The sequence below is a fragment of the Bradyrhizobium sp. AUGA SZCCT0177 genome (genome assembly GCF_018130125.1).
Lineage (GTDB): Bacteria > Pseudomonadota > Alphaproteobacteria > Rhizobiales > Xanthobacteraceae > Bradyrhizobium.
Window position 1 is genome coordinate 1 of record NZ_JAFCMA010000052.1, and the last position, 18,545, is coordinate 18,545.

Consider the following 18,545-nt stretch of genomic DNA (forward strand, 5'->3'; position numbering starts at 1 on the left):
GCGCTGGTCGGCATGTTCCAGAAGAACTTCGCCAAGTTCGAAGCCCAGGTCGATGCCGATGTCCGCGCTGCTGCGCCCGAGGTCAAGCTCGCGGCGGAGTAATCCGAACGTCATTTTGGGAAATGAAAAAGGGCGGCCGCAAGGTCGCCCTTCTTTTTCACTGAACGCCTGTGCTTTGGCTATCGTCCTTGCAGCATCGCGTTTGTCGGCGTCCGGCGGTCGGTGATCTGCAGGCCGAACAGGCTGCCGATCAGTTCGACCGCAACGCGCGCGGTGCGGCCGCGCTCGTCGAGAAACGGGTTGAGCTCGACGATGTCGACCGAGCGCACCAGTTCCGAATCATGCAGCAGCTCCATGATCAGATGCGCCTCGCGGTAGGTGGCGCCGCCGGGCACGGTGGTGCCGACACCCGGCGCGACCGCCGGATCGAGAAAATCGACGTCGAAGCTGAGATGAAGCACGCCATTTTTCGCCTTCACGCGCTCGATGACGCGGCGGATCAGCACGCCGACGCCGAATTCGTCGAGCGCACGCATGTCGGCGATGGCGACGCGGCGGTCTTGAACCAGCTGCTTTTCCAAGGGATCAATCGACCTGATGCCGAACAAATCGAGCTGATCCGGCGTAATCGACGCGCGCGGTTGATCGCCGAGCAAATCGTCAAGCCCGCCTTCGCCGCACAGGAACGCCGAGGACATGCCGTGCATGTTGCCGGTGATGGTGGTGTCGGGCGTGTTGTAGTCGGCATGCGCATCGAGCCACAGTACGAACAGCGGCCGGCCCTGTTCTGTCCAATAGCGCGCGACGCCATTGACCGATCCCATCGAGAGCGAATGATCGCCGCCCATGAAGATCGGCACCGCGCCGGAACGCGCCAGCCCGTAAGCGCGCTCGCTGAGCAGCCGAATCCAGGTTTTCACCTCATCGTAGAATTTGGCGTTGGCTGGCGGCGGTCGGTCGGACGTGACCGTCGATATCGAAAGATTGCCGTGGTCCGCGACGGCAAATCCCAACTGGTCGAGCACACGCGCAATGCCCGCGGTCCGCAGTGCATCTGGTCCCATTAGCGTGCCGGCTTGCGAAGCGCCGATTTCGATGGGGATGCCGAGGAGGGCGATATCGGGCCTTTTGACGTCGGGTTCGGACATGAGCCGCCCTCATATTCAGAATGCGTAGGGTGGGCAAAGCGCAGCGTGCCCACCATTCAAGACGTCACTGTGGATGAATGGTGGGCACGGCGCAAACGGCCTTTGCCCACCCTACGCAGACTCGAGCGGAATTGTTCCCTTACGCCTTGAAATACGCGATTTGCATCGTCGTTGCGAGCAGCCGTCCGTTCGGCGACCACAATTCACCGTTCTGATCGCCATAAGACTTGTGGAAAATCTTGGCGTCGGCCACCGCCAGCACGCGCGTGATGTCTTCCGCCGCGAGATCGGCGGCGTCGGCGTGAAAATAGGTCGTGATCGACACCGTGCCGAACGGCACCAGTTCGCGCCTGGCGTGGAAGATGCGGCCAAAAAACGCATCCGACATCGACATCAGCGACAGCGCGTCGATCTTCCGCGGCACCCGGTCGCCGATCCACAGTTTCGAGAACGAATTCGGCTCGGCCGAAGACGCCGATCCCCAACCCGGCTCGCCCTCGACGAAGCGGAAATCATACTGCTTGACCCAGGGGGCGGCGACCTTCCCGTAAGGCAGCGTCTGCTCGTAGGGTTTTGACGACGGGAACGGCGCCTGCGGGTGCGACCAGGACGGACGCCGCTCGGCGAACACGGCGGTGGCCAGCGTCGCGACCTCGCCGCCATCTTGCGTCATCTCCACGCACCAGTGCTGCGTCGAGCGGTTGGCCTTGACCAGGCGTACGTCGAGATCGAAGGCGCCTTGCGCGACCGGCGCGCAGAAATTGACGGTGAGCGACAACGGATCGCCCGACCGTTGCGGATGATCGATCAGCGCCCGCAGGATGGTGGCGGCGGTGGCGCCGCCGAACGGGCCGACAAAGGCCCAGTAATCCTCGCTGGTCTTGCCCTGCCAGCGGCTGTCGCCGGCGGTGACCTGCGTGGCGTCGTCGAAAAGATGCGGTGCCTTGGTGAGCATGGATTCTCCTAAACCCAATCGTCCGTCATTGCGAGGAGCGTAAGCGACGAAGCAATCCAATCTTGCTTTGCCACTATGGATTGCTTCGCTGCGCGCGCAATGACGGTGTCCCTCATGACGCGCAGTATCACGGCAATCTTGCCGGATTCAATGACGCCGGAGGTAATGGATTTTCGCCGGCCGGAATTCAGCCCGACGCGCCGCGCTGGGCTTCCAGTTCCTGCTCCGCCGTGCGCACCGGCACGTGCCAGATATCCTCGGCATATTCGCGGATGGTGCGGTCGGAGGAGAACCACGGCATCCGCGCCACGTTGAGGATCGAGGCCCGCGTCCACGCCGGCATCACCTGCCAGCGCGCATCGATGCCGCGCTGCGCCTCGTAATAGGAATCGAAATCGGCGGCGCACATATAGTGGTCGAACTGGCGCAGCGTGTGGCCGATCGCCTCGAACCTTGCAGGGTCGCCGGGCGAGAAGTCGCCGCTCTCGATCGCGCTGATCGCCCGCGACAGCCGTGGCGAGCGGCGGATCACGTCGGAGGCATCCAGTCCCTGCCGGCGCCGGACCATGACGTCGCCGGCCTCCATGCCGAAGATCGCGATGTTTTCCGCGCCGACATGGTCGCGGATCTCGATGTTGGCGCCATCGAGCGTGCCGATGGTCAAGGCGCCGTTGAGCGCGAGCTTCATGTTGCCGGTGCCGGAGGCCTCCATGCCGGCGGTCGAGATCTGTTCGGACAGGTCCGCCGCCGGGATGATCACTTCGGCCAGGCTGACATTGTAGTTGGCGAGGAACACGATCTTCAGCCGGCCCGCGACATCAGGATCGTTGTTGACGATCTCGGCGACGTCGTTGATCAGCTTGATGATGAGCTTGGCGGTACGATAGCTCGCCGCCGCCTTGCCGGCGAAGATTTTCACCCGCGGCACCCAGTCGCGCTGGGGTTCATCCTTGATCGCCTGATACAGCGCAACCGCTTCGAGGATGTTGAGCAGCTGCCGCTTGTATTCGTGGATGCGCTTGATCTGGACGTCGAACAGCGCCGACGGATCGACCTTGATGCTGAGGCGCTCGCCAATCACCCGCGCCAGCGCCAGCTTGTTCTGGAGCTTGACGTCGCGGAACTGCTGCTGGAACGAATTGTCGCCGCAATGGTCTTCGAGGCGCTGCAGCTGCGCGAAATCGTCGAGCACGGCTTCGCCGCAGGTCTCGCGCAACAGGCTGGTCAGTTTCGGATTGGCCAGCATCAGCCAGCGCCGGAAGGTGATGCCGTTGGTCTTGTTGGTGATGCGCTGGGGATAGAGATGGTTGAGATCGTGGAACACGGTCTCCTTCATCAGGTCGGAGTGCATCGCCGAGACGCCGTTGATGCGGTGCGATCCGACAAAGGCCAACTGTCCCATCCGCACCCGGCGGCCGGAGCGCTCGTCGATCAGCGACACCGAGGCGCGGAAGTCGATATCGCCGGGAGCGCGTTGTTCGGCCAGCGCCAGATGCGCGGCGTTGATGCGGTAGATGATTTCAAGATGCCGCGGCAGCAGCCGTTCGAACAGTTCGACCGGCCAGGTCTCGAGCGCTTCCGGCAGCAGCGTGTGGTTGGTGTAGGACAATGTAGCGACCGTGATCTTCCAGGCCTCGTCCCAGCGGAAATTATGCAGGTCGACCAGAAGCCGCATCAGCTCGGTGACGGCAAGGCTCGGATGGGTGTCGTTGAGCTGTACCGCGGCCTTTTGCGCCAGGCTGCGCAGCTGCCCGTCGGCGGCAAGGTGCCGCTTGACCAGATCCTGCAGCGAGGCCGAGACGAAGAAATATTCCTGGCGCAGCCGCAATTCGCGGCCCGCCGCGCTCTCGTCGTTCGGATAGAGGAATTTGCAGATCGATTCCGCACGCGCTTCCTCGGCCATTGCGCCAAGATAGTCGCCAGTGTTGAAGGCATCGAGCCGCAGCGGATCGGGTGAGCGCGCCGACCACAGCCGCAGCGCGTTTACATGCTGGCCGCGCCAGCCGACGATCGGGGTATCGTAGGCGACGGCCTGCACGGTTTCGCCGGGATGCCAGCTCGCGCGTTCGCGTCCCTTGTCTTCGATGTGGGTGACGTGGCCGCCGAAATGCACCTGATAGACCACCTCGGAGCGCTGGAATTCCCAGGGGTTGCCGAAGCCGAGCCACTCGTCGGGATATTCCTGCTGCCAGCCCTGCGCGATGATCTGCCGGAACAGGCCGAAATCGTAGCGGATGCCGTAGCCGATCGCGGGAATGGCGAGGGTGGCCATGCTTTCCATGAAGCAGGCCGCCAGCCGCCCGAGGCCGCCATTGCCGAGCGCCGCATCCGGCTCGCAATTGCGCAGGTCCGACAAATCGACGCCGAGATCGCCCAGCGCCGCCTCGAACAGCGGCAGCAGGCCCATATTGTTCAGCGCGTCGGTAAACAGGCGCCCGATCAGGAACTCGAGCGAGAGGTAATAGACCCGCTTGCGGCCGGCGTCGTAATTATCCTTCTCGGCCGTCAGCCAGCGGTGCACGATGCGGTCGCGCAGCGCCAGCGCCGCGGCCTTGTACCAGTCGCGCTTGGTCGCCATGCCGGTGTCCTTGCCGATGGCAAGCCGAAGCTTGGCGAGGATCGCGCCCTTGATTTCGGAAAGCGCCAGTTCGTCGATCGGTTGGCCCGGCACCGGAAAACTCCCTGCGAATGCTTGTTCTTGCAACGCGTCAATCCCTGCAGTTCAGACTCACAAAAGGATACGCGCCTTGCACCACAACCGAAACTATCCAGACGTTTGTTGTGCACCGCGCTGGCATGTTTTTATGCAAGGACCGGGCCGATTTGGAGGCATCGGCACGCCGATTTCGGTGCTAGAATGGCATTTGAAAGCGATGATATCACGCCAGTTGAGGGGAGGACGCGCCATGAGATTGATCATCGAGATCGCCGCCGCGACGCTTCTGGTGTTCTGCATCAGCGCCACCAGCGCCGCGTTCGCCGCCGGCAAGGCGGGCAAAACCGCCGATGGATTGGGCTGCTCGTTCAGCGTCGCGAAGAATGCGTCGCCCGCCGCCCGGTGTGCGGCGATGAAGCGGCAATGCGGCGGAAAATTCTACGCCAATTATTGCGGCGGCAAGATGCTGTCGGCGATGTGAGCAACAACGAAGCCAGCCGATCGGAATTCGCCTCGCGAGAAGAAATGATCCGCCGACCGGTTCACTCTCGCTGTGCCCAGCCGACTATGCTGACGCAGAAGCTTTCGCCGCGCTTCGGGACAATTACTATGTGCGTCCCGCCATCGGATAGTTCCCGAAGGCTCGCTAGTCGCGCCGCCACCAGATCGGCACCACACGCGAGTCGTCAAAACATCACATGCCTCTGCTAGCAGGCGGCATGACCTATCTCTATTTGGGCATCGCGATTCTTTCGGAAGTCGTGGCGACAACCTTCCTGAAACTGTCGGACGGTTTCAGCAAGCCGCTGCCATCGCTGGTGACGGTCGCGGGTTACGCGGTGGCGTTCTACTTTCTGTCGCTGACCCTGCGAAGCCTTCCGACGGGCGTGGTCTATGCCGTCTGGTCGGGTGTTGGCGTCGTCCTCATCGCCACGATCGCCTGGGTGTTCCAGAGCCAGAAGCTGGACATGGCGGCACTCTGCGGCATGGGCTTGATCGTCTCCGGGGTCGTTGTGATCAATCTGTTTTCCAGCGCTTCTTCGCAGTGAGTGGATCTTGCCGGCCGGCGCTCGGGGTAATCAGCGGCTTGGAACAAATTAAGAACACTTTAGCAAGTCTTTGATATATCATTGTGATTCGGCGCAGTGCCGACACAATATCTATGGTCTATCGCCAGTACCGAGGACTACATGTCCATGTCCACCATCGCCTTCGATCAATTCGCGCTCACCCGTATCGCCGACTTCGCGCGCTCGCTGTCGCGGCTGCATCAGGCTTCGCGCCGCCAGCCGGTCGACGACGACGCGATCGACCGTGAGTTCAACGCCGTCTGCATGTCGGTGTGGGGTTACACGACCGACGATTTCAGCGACGATCTGTTCTCGATCGCCGATCACGCCTGGCTCGATTCGCTCGATGAGGCCCATGCGCGGATCTTTGCCGCCGAGCAGGGCTACGACCTCGTCGACGACCAGGGCATGCTGTCGGACTGGTGGGGCTATTGCTGGATGATCCTGGCCGAAAAGCGCGGCCTGCTGACGCCGGAAAACCGCGCCGCGGCGCGTGCGGCGATCGAGGAAAAATATCTGTCGGCGCCGAACGTGATCGGGGTGATCGTCGGGCGGTGAGGTCTTTGCTTCGTCATTGCGAGCGAAGCGAAGCAATCCATCAGTTCGTCATTCCGGGATGGTCCGAAGGACCAGACCTCAGATGCGCAATTGCGCATCGGGGAATCTCGAGATTCCGGGTTCGATGCTTCGCATCGCCCCGGAATGACGGCCTTCGGCCGTCAGTTCACTTCCGCGCGCTTCGCCGCCTTGGGTGCTGTGCTCTTCGGCACCACCGTCGCCGGCATCGCGATCTCGTTTCGCGTCTCGGGCATCACGGTTTCACCGACCATTTCAGCGCTGACAGGTGCGACCTTCATTTCACCGAGCCGGGCGCGGACGCTGGCGGTGAGGCCGGGATAGGAGGCCACGGGCGTGAATTCGGCGGCCTGCTCGGCGCCGAGGCGGACGCCGGTATAGGCCACCAGGCCGTCGGTGGTGGCGACGACGTCACCCGAGCGCAGCGAGGTGTCGAGCGCGAGGTCGACCGGCGCGAGGCCCGACGGGCTTCTGCCGTTGCAGGTGCAATCGGCGCGCAGCGCCTTGCGGTAGGCGAAGGCGTTTTCACTGTCGGCGTAGCGCTCGCCATTGCTGGCCGACGCGCTGTCGATATTGCTGCCATAGAACACCTTGGTGGTGCTGGCGGGGCAGAACGCCTGGCACATCTGAACCGGCGTGGCGTTGCCGCGCGTGGTCAGCGGAAAATATTTGCCGTCGCAGCTGCGGACGCAGAAGGCGGGTCCGGAGCCGGCGACGCGCGGCGCCGGTGCGGGCTGTGCCGGAGGCTGATTGAGGCCGAACGGATCGGCAAAGAAATTCGCCTGTGCCGGGGCTTGCCGCGCCTGCTGTTTCTGGCCACCGCCAAAGAACATGTCGAACAGGCCTTCGGCCGATACGCTGCCGGGCACCAGCATGAAAGATGCTGCAAGCGTGGCGGCGGCAATAGAGGTCGCGCGGCGCCGCATGCGCGAAAAAGCCAACTCTGTACGCAACGCTAACTCCACCCAACGCAACACTTAACCACCGACGCGCGACAGGCGTCAGTGGATTCACCATAATCCGGGATGGTAAACGAGCTATGAGCAAGCGTTCGGTAGCGGGAAAGAATTGCAGGCTTGCTTACCTCGCCCCGCTTGCGGGGAGAGGTTGGATCGCATCGTAGATGCGATCCGGGTGAGGGGTACAGGTCTATCAGCTGACACTACTTTTGCGGAGAGAGCCCCTCACCCCAATCCTCTCCCCGCAAGAGCGGGGCGAGGGAGCAAAGAGCAATCACCCCTTCAAAAATTCGCCGGCCTTGTAGAGCGATCGAAACTGTATGCCGGCTTCGGCAAAGTTTTCGGTCGCGCCTTCCTCACGGTCGACCATGGTGAATACCAGCACGATCTCGCCGCCGGCTTCGCGCACGGCCTCGGCCGCCTTCAGTGCCGAGCCGCCGGTCGTGGTGACGTCCTCGACGATCACGATGCGTTTGCCTTGCAGGCTCTCGCCCTTGGCGAGGCCCTCGACCGCAAGGCGGGCGCCGTGCTCCTTCGGCTTCTTGCGCACGAAGAAGGCCGCGATCGGATGGCCCTTGAGCCAGGAGAGCTGCGCGATCGCGCCGGCCAGCGGCACCGCGCCCATTTCCAGCCCGCCCACGTAGTCGAGCTGATCGTCCTTCAGCGCCTCATAGGTCAATTCCGCCAGCAGCGCCGCGCCCTCGGGGTCGAGCATGGTCGGCTTGAGGTTGAAGTAGAAGTCGCTCTTGCGGCCCGAGGCCAGCGTGATCTCGCCGCGGCCGAACGATCGCTTGCGGATGATCTCGGCGAGGCGGGCGCGGGAGGCTGACTTGGACAAGGCGTATTCCCAAAGGTTTGAGGCGGGCGGCAATCTATCGGTGCTTTCCCGTACATTCCAGAGCCGATCTGGCCCAATCAACAGGGCGCGGCAATGTGCCGGGCCCCCGCCGGGCGCAGGGACGCCCCCTCGGAAGCGGCGGTTGTAAGGCCGCAAGCTTCCGCGCTACGGGAAGTCCAAGCTTTATTGGGGGAAACCGTATATGACCATCGAACTGCACACCTGGAACACGCCGAACGGCCGCAAGATCTCGGTCGCGCTGGAGGAAATGGGGCTGCCCTACAAGGTGATCCCGGTGAACATCAGCAAGGGCGAGCAGATGGCGCCCGCCTTCCTCAAGCTCAGCCCGAACAACAAGATTCCCGCGATCGTCGATCCCGATGGCCCGGAGGGCAAGCCGGTCAGCATTTTCGAGTCCGGCGCGATCCTGCTTTATCTCGGCGAGAAGACCGGCAAGTTCCTGCCCAAGCCGCTGGCCGAGCGTATCCCGGTCTATGAATGGACGATGTGGCAGATGGGCGGCTTTGGGCCGATGCCCGGCCAGGTGCACCATTTTATCGCGCTCGAGAACGAAACCGACCGCGCCTACGGCCTGAAGCGCTACATGGACGAGACCCGCCGGCTCTACGGCGTGCTGGACCGCAGGCTCACGAACCGCGAGTTCGTCGCGGACGCGCTGTCGGTCGCCGATTTCGCCATCCTCGGCTGGGCCTGGCGCCACCCGCGCCACAAGGTCGAGCTGAAGGATTTTCCAAACGTCGAGCGCTGGTACAACGCGCTGATGGCGCGCCCGGCGACGAAGCGTGGCATGGAAGCGAAGCTGGATTGAGACTATCGGTGTCATTGCCGGGCTTGACCCGGCAATCCATCTTTCTTCAAAATCATGTGCCTGCTTGCGCAGGCGATGGATGCGCGGGTCAAGCCTGCGCATGACAGCGCGGCGGCTACGCCTTCCGCGCCTCGAACGCCATTTTCACCGCCAGCCCCGCCAGCACGGTGCCCATCAGCCAGCGCTGCAGCAGCAGCCAACTCGGCCGCGTGCCGAGAAACAGCGCGATCGATCCGGCCGCGAGCGCGATCATGGCGTTGACGCTGACGCTGATCGCGATCTGGATCGCGCCCAGCGCCAGCGACTGCGTCAGCACGCTGCCGACGGCAGGATCGATGAACTGCGGCAGCAGCGCCAGATAAAGCATCGCGATCTTCGGGTTGAGCAGATTGGTGACAAAGCCCATCGCGAACAGTTTGCGCGGGCCATCGACCTGCAGCTTCTTCACCTGGAACGGCGAGCGACCGCCCGGCTTCAACGCCTGCCACGCCAGCCACAACAAATAGGCCGCGCCCGCGAACCGCAACGCGTCATAGGCGTAAGGCACCGCGAACAACAGCGCCGTGATCCCGAACGCCGCGCAAAGCATGTAGAACACAAACCCGAGCGCGACGCCGCCAAGCGACACGATCCCCGCCGCCGCGCCTTGCGTGATGGAGCGCGAGATCAGGTAAATCATGTTCGGCCCCGGCGTCAGCACCATGCCGAGCGAGACGAGGGCAAAACCGAGCAGGGCTGATGTGTGGGGCATGGAAGGACTCGCGAGGGAATGCGCGCGCACTTCTAGCGCGCGTCACGCCGCGATGTCATTTCGGAAATTGTACGGAGAGCAATTCAGCCAAAAAGGCGGTGCGCTCCCTCTCCCGCGCTTGCGGGGGAGGGCTGGGGTGGGGGTGTCGCCACGAGTCGCACTCTTCGGGTGGAGAGAGCCCCCACCCGCCGCGCTTCGCGCGTCGACCTAAGAGCGAGCTTCGCTCGTCTCGACCCCCGCAAGTGCGGGAGAGGTAAGAATCAATGCGCCTCGTCCCAGTTATTCGCGGCTCTCGCATCGACCTGCAGCGGCACCGAGAGCAGCACGGCCGGGAAGGGTGCGTCCTGCATCACGTGCTGCACCACCGGCAACGTTGCAGCCACCTCGTTCTCGGGCACTTCGAAGATCAGTTCGTCGTGAACCTGCAGCAGCATCTGCGCCGAGAGCTTCTTCTCGGCCAGCGCGTCCTCCATCCGGATCATGGCGCGGCGGATGATGTCGGCGGCGGAGCCCTGCAGGCGGGCGTTGATCGCGGCGCGCTCGTTGAAGGAACGGACCGAGGCGTTGCTCGCCTTGATGTCTGGGTAGTGGCACTTGCGGCCGAACAGCGTCTCGACATAGCCGTTGGCGCGGCAGAAATCCCGCGTCGCATCCATGTAGGCGCGGATGCCCGGGAAACGCTCGAAGTATTTCTTGATGTAGGCGGAGGCCTCCTCGCGCGCGATGCCGAGCTGGTTGGCAAGGCCAAACGCCGAGATGCCGTAGATGATGCCGAAATTGATCGCTTTGGCGCGGCGGCGCACCTCGCTCGGCATGTCCTTGATCGGTACGCCGAACATTTCAGAGGCCGTCATGGCGTGAATGTCGAGGCCGTCGCGGAACGCCTGCTTCAGCACGGGGATGTCGGCGATCTCGGCCAATAGCCGCAGCTCGATCTGCGAATAGTCAGCCGACACCAGCTTGTGGCCGGGCGTCGCAATGAAGGCGCGGCGGATCTTGCGGCCGTCCTCGGTACGAACCGGGATGTTCTGCAGGTTCGGTTCGTTGGACGACAGCCGCCCGGTGGTGGTCGCGGCCAGCGCGTAGGTGGTGTGAACGCGGTGGGTCTGCGGATGGACATATTCCGGCAGCGCATCGGTGTAGGTCGATTTCAGTTTCGAGACCTGCCGCCATTCCAGAATCTTCTTCGGGAACTCGTGGCCCTGTTCGGCGAGTTCATCGAGGACCTGCGCCGAGGTCGACCATGCGCCGGTCTTGGTCTTGCTGCCGCCGGTGATGCCCATCTTGCCGAAGATGATATCGCCGATCTGCTTGGGACTGCCGACATTGATCGGCTCGCCTGCGATCTCCTGAAGCTCGGCTTCGACCCGTGCGGCGGTCTGGGCGAATTCGCCTGATAACCGAGACAGCACCTGGCGGTCGATCGAAATGCCGCGCCGCTCCATGCGCGCCAGCACACTGACCAGCGGCCGCTCCAGCGTCTCATAGACCACGTTCATGCGCTCGGCGACGAGGCGCGGCTTCGTCACGCGCCACAGTCTTAAGATCACATCGGCATATTCGGCTGAATAGGCGGTCGCCTTGTCGATCTCGACCTGGTCGAAGGTGAGCTTGTTCTTGCCGCTGCCGACGAGATCGCCATGGCTGAGCACGGCATGACCGAACCAGCGCTCCGCCAGCCCTTCGAGCCCATGCGCGTTGCGGCCGGCATCCAGCGCGTACGACATCAATTGCGCGTCTTCGACATTGCGCAGGGTGATGCCATGCTGCGCCAGCATCACGGCGTTGAACTTGATATTGAACCCGATCTTGAGAATGCCCGCTGATTCCAGCAGCGGCTTCAACGCGGCGAGCGCGTCGCCTGGCTTGATCTGGTCGGGCGCGAGGCCGGCGTCGAACAGCCCGGAGCCTCCGCCGGATTGCTTGTGGGCGAGCGGAATGTAGGCGGCGTCGTTTGGTCCCAGCGCCAGCGCAATGCCGCAGATATCAGCCTGCATCGGATCATCAATATTGGCCTGCGCATCGATCGCGAAGTGACCGACATCATGCGCACGCGCGATCCAGGCCTTGAGTTGATCGAGGCTTCGGATGGTCTGGTACTTGGTGCGATCGACCGGAATTTTTCGCGCGGCTTCCGCGCGCGCCGCGGCGAGCGAAATCGGCGTGCCCTTGGGGCTCGCGGCCTTGTCCTGCTTATCGGCGCCCGGCTTTGCCGTAGCGGGCGGGCTGGCAAAGAGGTCGCCGGTAGCGCCGCCGGCCGCTCTGGCCGTGGCGGGCGCGGCAGCACTCTTGTTGCCGGCCGCGGCTTCCACGTCGGACGGATCGATCTGCGAATAATCGGCAACGCGGCGGGTGAGGGTGGAGAACTCCATCGCCTTGAGGAACGCGACCAGTTTTCGCGCGTCGGGTTCGTGCACCGCAAGGTCGTCGAGCGGCACGTCGAGTTCGACCTTGTCGTCGAGCAGCACCAGCTGGCGCGAAATCCGCGCCTTCTCGGCATTCTCGATCAGCGCCTCGCGCCGCTTCGGCTGCTTGATTTCGCCGGCGCGGAACAGCAATTGTTCGAGATCGCCATACTCGACGATCAATTGCGCCGCGGTCTTGATGCCGATGCCGGGCACACCCGGCACATTGTCGGTCGAATCCCCTGCGAGCGCCTGTACCTCGACCACCTTCTCCGGCGGAACGCCGAACTTCTCGATCACCTCGGCAATGCCGATGCGACGGTCCTTCATGGTGTCGTACATCATGACCTTGTCGGTCACGAGCTGCATCAAATCCTTGTCCGAGGAAACGATGGTCGTGGTCGCGCCGCGCTCACCCGCGATCCGGGCATAGGTCGCAATCAGATCGTCGGCCTCGAAGCCGCCCTGCTCGAGGCAGGGCAGGTCGAAGGCGCGCACGGCGTCGCGGATCAGCGCGAATTGAGGGATCAGATCGTCCGGCGCCGGCGGCCGGTGCGCCTTGTAATCAGGGTAAAGCTTGTTGCGGAACGTGATCTCTGACTTGTCGAAGATAATCGCCAGATGGGTCGGCCGGTTGTACTCGGGCATGTCGCGCAGCAGCTTCCACAGCATGTTGCAGAAGCCGAGCACGGCATTGACCTGCAATCCATCGGATTTGCGGTTCAGCGGCGGCAGCGCGTGATAGGCGCGGAAGATGTAGGAGGAACCGTCGACCAGAAAGACATGGTCGCCCTTGCCCGGAACTTTGGCAGGCGGCTTGGTTTCAGCCTCGGTCTGAGACTTGGTCTCGGACTTGGCTGCGGCTTTGGCGGGGGCGGGTTTGTCGGCTTTGGGGGCTGTTTTCGGCATGGCCGAAATTTAGGGATTTTTGCGAGGATTGACAGCCTCGGCGGGCGATTTTCCACGCTGTCATCAGCTGCCATTCAGGCGGGTGGCAGGGGGCGAAACCTACTCCGCCGCCTGCAACACTGGGGCGGCCTTTTTCGGCGCGATCCAGAACGCTCCGGGGCGATCGAACAGGAAGTTGGCATGCAGCGCCAGTGCCAGCCGCCAGATCCCCAGCGCGCCGACGACGCCTGCGACGGTGACGATCAGCGAGATCGTGCCGATGTCGATGGATAACCCGCTGCGCAGCAGCAGCGCCCTTGTCGCCGCCATCGGCAGGAAGAAGGCGAGATAGATCACGATCGAGTGCTCGCCGCAGAACCGCAGGAAATTGAGCCAGCGCATTCGCGCCAAAAGCGTGCCCATCACGATGATGGCGCCGGCGCCGGCAAATCCCAGCGCGAGCGAGATCAGCGGCCAGTCGCTGTAGCCCTTGATGACCAGGCCGCCATTGATCAAGGCCCACAGTGCCAGACCCGCGAGCGCGAGTGCGGGCTGCGCCCGCGCGCGATCCGACACGGCGAAGACGTAGGAAGCAAGCCAATAACCCGCATAGAAATAGACGAAGCGCGCGCAGAATTCGTCGATCACGGTCCAGCCGGTCGCGACATGCGCCATTTCCAGCAACGCGGCTGCGGCAAAGATCGCCGGCGGCGGGGCGCTGCGTGTCAGTTTTGTGACGACGAAGAAGATTGGCAGCAGATAGATGAACCACAGCGTGCCAAACGGCTCGATGAAGGATTCCAGATACAGATAGCCTACATGTGCCCAACCGGTCCCGGCTGCGAAAGACGGCGCCTTGAAACCGAACTGGATCGTCACCCACAGCACGTAGAAATAGGCGAAATGCACCACCTTGCGGTCGAGATACGTGCGCCAGTCGCGGTCGATCACGACCGCCAGGAACAGGCCTGAAATCAGGAAGAAATCCGGCATCCGGAATGGTTTGGCGAACATGACGAGCCAATGCATGAAGCCGGTCTGGCCCGCTGCGGCCTCGACCCCCAGCACCGAATGCATCATCACGACCATGACGATGCAGATGCCCTTGGCATAGTCGACCCAGTCCACGCGTCCGGCCACGAAAGACGTGGCGCGTTCGGCGACAGGCAATGTGCCGTTTGGTGTCATGGATGTCCTGTTTTGGCCCGTTGGCGCCGCATCATCGGCCCGATCCGTTGCTTTCTCCTTTATTCATACAAATGACATGCCGGTTTCTTTGCCGGTTTCTTGCCGTTCTCCGGCGCTTTTCCGGTTTCCTCTTTGCCGCCAAATGCTTTAAGAGGCGGGCAGAATCGGAAGCGAAATTAACCATCAAAAACAGGCTGTTTTCATGCGCATTGCCATGATTGGAACGGGCTATGTGGGGCTGGTATCCGGCGCCTGTTTTGCCGATTTCGGCCACCAGGTTACCTGCGTGGACAAGGACGGCGACAAGATCGCGGCCCTCCTGCGCGGCGAGATCCCGATTTTCGAGCCCGGGCTCGACGCGCTGGTGGCTTCCAATGTGAAGGCCAAGCGGCTGGATTTCACCACCGACCTCTCCGGGCCGGTCGCGGACGCCGACGCCGTGTTCATCGCGGTCGGCACGCCGTCGCGGCGCGGCGATGGTCACGCGGATTTGAGCTACGTGCACGCCGCCGCGCGCGAGATCGCCGCGGTGCTCAAGGGTTTTACGGTGGTCGTCACCAAATCGACGGTGCCGGTCGGCACCGGCGACGAGGTCGAGCGCCTGATCCGCGAGGTCAATCCGTCAGCCGATGTCGTGGTGGCCTCCAATCCGGAATTCCTGCGCGAGGGCGCCGCGATCCGCGATTTCAAATTCCCGGACCGTATCGTGGTCGGCACCTCGGACGAACGCGGGCGCAAGGTGCTTGGCGACATCTACCGGCCGCTGTCGCTCAACCAGGCGCCGCTGATGTTCACGGCGCGGCGCACCGCGGAGCTGATCAAATACGCCGCCAATGCGTTCCTCGCCACCAAGATCACCTTCATCAACGAGATCGCGGACCTTTCCGAAAAGGTCGGCGCCGACGTGCAGGAAGTCGCGCGCGGCATCGGGCTCGACAACCGCATCGGCGCGAAGTTCCTGCATGCCGGCCCCGGCTTCGGCGGCTCGTGCTTCCCGAAGGATACCCGCGCGCTGGTGAAGATCGCGCTCGATCACGACGTGCAGCTGCGCATCGTCGAAGCCGTGCTTGGCGTCAACGACAACCGCAAACGCGCGATGGCCCGCAAGGTGTCGAACGCGGCCGGTGGCAGCCTGCGCGGCAAGACGGTCGCGGTGCTCGGCCTCACCTTCAAGCCCGACACCGACGACATGCGCGAGGCGCCGTCGCTTCCGCTCATCACCGGGCTGCTCGACATGGGTGCCAAGGTACGCGCCCACGATCCGGTCGGCATCGAGCAGGCGCGCAAGGAATTGCCCGATATCGAATATTGCGACGACCCCTATGACTGCCTGCGCGGCGCTGACGCCATGGTTGTCGTGACCGAATGGGTGCAATACCGCACCCTCGATCTGGAGCGCGTGAAGCGCGAGATGGCCAAGCCGGTCGTGGTGGATCTGCGCAACATCTATCGCCCCGAGGACATGGCGGCCCACGGGTTCACGTATGACAGCGTCGGACGGGGATCCGAGACCATCGTTTGATGGCTTCTTGAACTGCGCCGCCGCTATTTCCGTCATGGCCGGGCTTGTCCCGGCCATCCACGTCTTGTTTTCTGACCGTTCGAGAAAGAAAGACGTGGATGCCCGGCACCCGTCTCCGCTAAAGCTTCGACGTGGCCACGAATGGTTGGCCCGCCGAAGCTTTAGCGAAGGCGGCAACGCCGGGCATGACGAATGAGTGAAAAACTTGCCCCTGACCTTCGACACGCCACTTCCGATCGACGCGGCTCTCCCCGAGCTGACGCGCACGCTCGAAAGGCACAACGCCGCGGTGCTGGTGGCTCCGCCCGGCGCCGGCAAGACCACGCGGGTGCCGCTGGCGCTGCTGGACGCACCCTGGCTCAAGGGCAAGAAGATCATCATGCTGGAGCCACGGCGGATCGCGGCGCGCGCCAGTGCGGAACGGATGGCGCGGACGCTCGGCGAGCGCGCCGGCGAGACCGTCGGCTATCGCGTCCGCTTCGGCTCCAAGATATCGCGCGCGACCCGGATCGAGGTCGTCACCGAGGGGATTTTTTCGCGCCAGATTCTCGATGATCCCGAATTGAACGGCGTTGCCGCCGTGCTGTTCGACGAATTCCACGAACGCTCGCTCGATGCAGATCTGGGGCTGGCGCTGGCGCGCGATGCGCAGACCGGTCTGCGCGAGGATCTGCGCATTCTGGTGATGTCGGCGACGCTCGACGGTGCCCGGGTCGGCAAACTCCTGGGCGACGCGCCTGTCGTCGCCAGCGAAGGTCGTGCCTTTCCGGTCGAGACGCGCTATCTCGGCCGCAAGTCAGACGCGCCGCTGGAGCGGCAGATGGCGGACGCGATCGCAACCGCGCTGCGCGCCGATCCCGGCTCGGTGCTGGCGTTCCTGCCGGGCGCCGCCGAAATCCGCCGCACGCAGAATTTTCTCGGCGAGCGGGTCCATGACGCAAGCGTCGAGATCGTGCCGCTGTATGGCGCGCTCGATGCCGCGGTGCAGGATCGCGCCATTCAGCCGGCGCCCAAGGGGCAGCGCAAGGTGGTGCTGGCAACCTCGATTGCCGAGACGTCGCTGACCATTGAAGGCGTTCGGATTGTCGTCGATTCCGGCATGGCGCGGGTGCCGCGCTATGAGCCGGATATCGGCCTGACCCGGCTGGAAACCGTGCGTGCCTCGCGCGCCGCCGTCGATCAGCGCCGCGGCCGTGCCGGCCGCACCGAACCCGGCGTCTGTTACCGGCTGTGGGACGAGCCGCAGACGGCATCGCTCGCCGCCTACACGCAGCCCGAAATTCTCTCGGCCGATCTGTCCTCGCTGGTGCTCGACCTCGCGCAATGGGGCGTGCGCGATCCCGCGGCATTGGCATTCCTCGATCCACCGCCGGCGCCTGCGTTGAAGGAGGCCAACAGTCTGCTTGCCGAACTCGGCGCGCTCGATGGCGACGGCCGGATCACCGCGGAGGGCAAGAGCCTCCGTGCGCTGGCGTTGCCGCCGCGGCTGGCGCGCATGATCGTGGACTCGCATCGCGCCGGCGCGGGCAAGGAGGCCGCCGAGATCGCCGCTGTTCTGACCGAGCGCGGCCTCGGCGGCGACAGCGTCGATCTCGATCACAGGCTGGATCAATTCCGCCGCGACCGCTCACAGCGTGCGTCGAGCGCGCGCAGCCTGGCGCAGCGCTGGGCCTCACAAGTGGCGGCCGAAGCGCCGCCTTCTTCGCCGCAAGCGGATGGCGGTCTGAGCACCGGCGTCATGCTGGCCTTTGCCTTCCCCGATCGGGTCGCGCGCAACCGGGGAAACGGCAGTTTTGTGCTCGCCAACGGCCGAGGCGCCGCCGTCGAGCAGACCTCGTCGCTGGCGCGCGCGCCCTATATCGCGGTTGCCGAACTGACCGGCACCGCCGCGCAGGGCCGCATTCTGCTGGCGGCGCCGATCGCGCAGGAAGAGATCGAGCTGCGCTTTGCCGATCAGATCGAAAATACCGAAGAGGTTTCGTTCGATCGCGGCGCAATGGCGCTGCGGGCGCGGCGCAGGCGCAGTCTCCATGCGATTACGCTGTCGGAAGCGCCGATGGCGCTGCAGCCGTCAGGGGAGACGGCAAAAATCTTTGCCGCCGGATTGGTCGCGGCCGGGCTCGACAAATTGCCGTGGTCAAAGGCGTTAAAGCAGTGGCGCGACCGCGTCATGTTCCTGCGCAAGGCGGAAGGCGAAAGCTGGCCAGATCTGTCGGACGACGCGCTCGCTGTCACAAGCGAGGCGTGGCTGGAGCCCGTTCTCTACGACAAGACTTCGCTGAAGGACCTGGCGCCCGGCGATCTCTCGGACGCGCTGATGTCGCTATTGCCATGGGATTTGCGCGCGCGGCTGGAGCGCGAGGCACCGACCCATTTCGAGGCGCCGACCGGCACCATGCTGGCGATCGACTATGAAGCCGAGCAGGGGCCGACAATTGCCGTGCGGCTGCAGGAATTGTTCGGGCTCAACAGCCATCCCTCGATCGCCAAGGGCGCGGTGCCGCTGGTGCTGGAACTGCTGTCGCCGGCGCAGCGGCCGGTGCAGGTGACGCGCGATTTGCCGGGGTTCTGGCGCGGCAGTTACGCAGCCGTGCGTTCCGACCTGCGCGGCCGCTATCCCCGCCATCCCTGGCCGGAAGACCCGGCCAATGCGTTGCCGACGCGGCGGGTCAAGCCGCGCGGCACCTGAGCGGCGCGATTATGCGCCCGCCGTTAACACTTCACTCATCCTTTTCGCCAAAATGGCAGCCTCGGCTGGCG

At 63.9% G+C, this 18,545-nt stretch carries 14 protein-coding genes; 6 read left to right on the top strand and 8 right to left on the bottom strand.

Translation table 11 applies throughout. The features are described 5' to 3' along the window. Positions 1-179 precede the first annotated feature (179 nt). The 3 genes from rocF to JQ597_RS35430 form a co-directional block, all read right to left on the bottom strand. Entirely contained in the window at positions 180-1,148 is a 969-nt protein-coding gene (rocF, locus tag JQ597_RS35420; protein ID WP_212270032.1) for an arginase, read from the bottom strand. A 139-nt stretch (positions 1,149-1,287) separates the two neighbouring features. Continuing rightward, entirely contained in the window at positions 1,288-2,103 is an 816-nt protein-coding gene (locus JQ597_RS35425; RefSeq protein WP_212270033.1) for an acyl-CoA thioesterase, read from the bottom strand. Positions 2,104-2,290: 187 nt separating this feature from the next. Beyond that, positions 2,291-4,807 carry a glycogen/starch/alpha-glucan phosphorylase gene (locus JQ597_RS35430; protein ID WP_212270034.1) on the bottom strand — a complete coding sequence of 839 codons (2,517 nt, stop codon included), beginning with the start codon at positions 4,805-4,807 and terminating at the stop codon, positions 2,291-2,293. A gap of 202 nt (positions 4,808-5,009) precedes the next feature. On the opposite strand from JQ597_RS35430, the gene JQ597_RS35435 reads away from it, so the two are divergent. The 3 genes from JQ597_RS35435 to JQ597_RS35445 all read left to right on the top strand — a co-directional run bounded on the left by JQ597_RS35435 (position 5,010) and on the right by JQ597_RS35445 (position 6,387). Beyond that, positions 5,010-5,240, top strand: coding sequence for a hypothetical protein (locus tag JQ597_RS35435; protein ID WP_212270035.1), 231 nt, complete (start codon positions 5,010-5,012; stop codon positions 5,238-5,240). 238 nt (positions 5,241-5,478) lie between these two features. Further along, on the top strand, positions 5,479-5,808 hold the full coding sequence (locus JQ597_RS35440; protein ID WP_212270059.1) for a DMT family transporter: 330 nt from the start codon (positions 5,479-5,481) through the stop codon (positions 5,806-5,808). 147 nt (positions 5,809-5,955) lie between these two features. After that, a complete protein-coding gene (locus JQ597_RS35445) occupies positions 5,956-6,387 on the top strand; it encodes a hypothetical protein (RefSeq protein ID WP_212036496.1) in 432 nt (143 codons plus the stop codon). Positions 6,388-6,548: 161 nt separating this feature from the next. Here the strand turns inward: JQ597_RS35445 and JQ597_RS35450 are convergent, their stop codons facing one another. Both JQ597_RS35450 and pyrE read right to left on the bottom strand, forming a co-directional pair. Next, complete coding sequence (locus JQ597_RS35450) at positions 6,549-7,358, bottom strand: DUF2865 domain-containing protein (RefSeq protein ID WP_502754804.1); 810 nt, start codon at positions 7,356-7,358, stop codon at positions 6,549-6,551. Between the two features lie 280 nt (positions 7,359-7,638). Next, positions 7,639-8,202, bottom strand: a complete 564-nt coding sequence (gene pyrE, locus JQ597_RS35455; protein WP_212270036.1) for an orotate phosphoribosyltransferase — start codon at positions 8,200-8,202, stop codon at positions 7,639-7,641. Between the two features lie 202 nt (positions 8,203-8,404). Between pyrE and JQ597_RS35460 the strand changes: the two genes are divergently transcribed. Continuing rightward, positions 8,405-9,031 carry a glutathione S-transferase family protein gene (locus JQ597_RS35460; RefSeq protein ID WP_212270037.1) on the top strand — a complete coding sequence of 209 codons (627 nt, stop codon included), beginning with the start codon at positions 8,405-8,407 and terminating at the stop codon, positions 9,029-9,031. Positions 9,032-9,146: 115 nt separating this feature from the next. On the opposite strand, the gene JQ597_RS35465 is transcribed toward JQ597_RS35460, so the two are convergent. The 3 genes from JQ597_RS35465 to JQ597_RS35475 form a co-directional block, all read right to left on the bottom strand. Next, complete coding sequence (locus JQ597_RS35465; protein WP_212270038.1) at positions 9,147-9,782, bottom strand: LysE family translocator; 636 nt, start codon at positions 9,780-9,782, stop codon at positions 9,147-9,149. Between the two features lie 260 nt (positions 9,783-10,042). Beyond that, the gene (polA, locus tag JQ597_RS35470; RefSeq protein ID WP_212270039.1) at positions 10,043-13,096 is read right to left on the bottom strand and encodes a DNA polymerase I; all 3,054 of its coding nucleotides are present in this window, start codon (positions 13,094-13,096) and stop codon (positions 10,043-10,045) included. Between the two features lie 99 nt (positions 13,097-13,195). Continuing rightward, a complete protein-coding gene (locus JQ597_RS35475; RefSeq protein ID WP_212270040.1) occupies positions 13,196-14,263 on the bottom strand; it encodes an acyltransferase family protein in 1,068 nt (355 codons plus the stop codon). 202 nt (positions 14,264-14,465) lie between these two features. On the opposite strand from JQ597_RS35475, the gene JQ597_RS35480 reads away from it, so the two are divergent. Both JQ597_RS35480 and hrpB read left to right on the top strand, forming a co-directional pair. Next, on the top strand, positions 14,466-15,785 hold the full coding sequence (locus JQ597_RS35480; protein ID WP_212270041.1) for a UDP-glucose dehydrogenase family protein: 1,320 nt from the start codon (positions 14,466-14,468) through the stop codon (positions 15,783-15,785). Between the two features lie 205 nt (positions 15,786-15,990). Continuing rightward, entirely contained in the window at positions 15,991-18,474 is a 2,484-nt protein-coding gene (hrpB, locus tag JQ597_RS35485; RefSeq protein WP_212270061.1) for an ATP-dependent helicase HrpB, read from the top strand. The last annotated feature ends 71 nt before the right edge of the window (positions 18,475-18,545 follow it).

Coding starts and splice junctions, on each gene's coding strand:
- rocF (WP_212270032.1), bottom strand. CDS start 1,148: ATGTCCGAACCCGACGTCAAAAGGCCCGATATCGCCCTCCTCGGCATC.
- JQ597_RS35425 (WP_212270033.1), bottom strand. CDS start 2,103: ATGCTCACCAAGGCACCGCATCTTTTCGACGACGCCACGCAGGTCACC.
- JQ597_RS35435 (WP_212270035.1), top strand. CDS start 5,010: ATGAGATTGATCATCGAGATCGCCGCCGCGACGCTTCTGGTGTTCTGC.
- JQ597_RS35440 (WP_212270059.1), top strand. CDS start 5,479: ATGACCTATCTCTATTTGGGCATCGCGATTCTTTCGGAAGTCGTGGCG.
- JQ597_RS35445 (WP_212036496.1), top strand. CDS start 5,956: ATGTCCACCATCGCCTTCGATCAATTCGCGCTCACCCGTATCGCCGAC.
- JQ597_RS35460 (WP_212270037.1), top strand. CDS start 8,405: ATGACCATCGAACTGCACACCTGGAACACGCCGAACGGCCGCAAGATC.
- JQ597_RS35465 (WP_212270038.1), bottom strand. CDS start 9,782: ATGCCCCACACATCAGCCCTGCTCGGTTTTGCCCTCGTCTCGCTCGGC.
- polA (WP_212270039.1), bottom strand. CDS start 13,096: ATGCCGAAAACAGCCCCCAAAGCCGACAAACCCGCCCCCGCCAAAGCC.
- JQ597_RS35475 (WP_212270040.1), bottom strand. CDS start 14,263: ATGACACCAAACGGCACATTGCCTGTCGCCGAACGCGCCACGTCTTTC.
- JQ597_RS35480 (WP_212270041.1), top strand. CDS start 14,466: ATGCGCATTGCCATGATTGGAACGGGCTATGTGGGGCTGGTATCCGGC.